Annotated in this window: 1 protein-coding gene; it reads left to right on the top strand. The window is 62.0% G+C overall.

What is annotated here, in order from left to right; translation table 11 throughout:
* Nucleotides 1-28 precede the first annotated feature (28 nt).
* Nucleotides 29-439: SMI1/KNR4 family protein (locus RhoFasB10_RS25845; RefSeq protein ID WP_167679349.1), on the top strand; the 411-nt coding region annotated here is incomplete at its 3' end.

Below are 439 nucleotides of genomic sequence, written 5' to 3'. Positions count from 1 at the left end.
GTGCCTGCCCTGCTCTTGGCATCTTCCGATGACCCTTGTTGATCGCTTTCTGTCTGGCCTGATTCCGCGCTTGCCCGCCGAGGATGCTCCGCAATGGGCGTGGGTACAGGGTGCCACTGTCGAAGACCTACAGCGCCTGCGGGCGCAGTGGCCACAGGTCCCTGACAGCCTGATGGAACTGTTGTCGCGCGTGGATGGCACCCATTTCCGCGAGTATCCAGGCGGCGAGGTGTGCGTGCTGATGCTCGGCTCCGATGTCGGCGACTATCCGTACTACCTGCGCTCGGTCGCACAGATCTTCGAAGACCAGCAGCAGTGGGACGACAGCATCCGTTCGATCTACGAAGAGTGGCTGGATGACGAACCGGAGATCCTGGGTGAGGGCATCGACGCCGATCTGCCGATGAACCGCCGCCTGTGCTTCTCGCACTGCATGAAC

Source organism: Rhodococcus sp. B10 (assembly GCF_011770055.1).
GTDB lineage: Bacteria > Actinomycetota > Actinomycetes > Mycobacteriales > Mycobacteriaceae > Rhodococcoides > Rhodococcoides kyotonensis_B.
The sequence above is the reverse complement of the archived record's forward strand: the minus strand, read 5'-3'. Positions and strand labels throughout refer to the sequence as shown.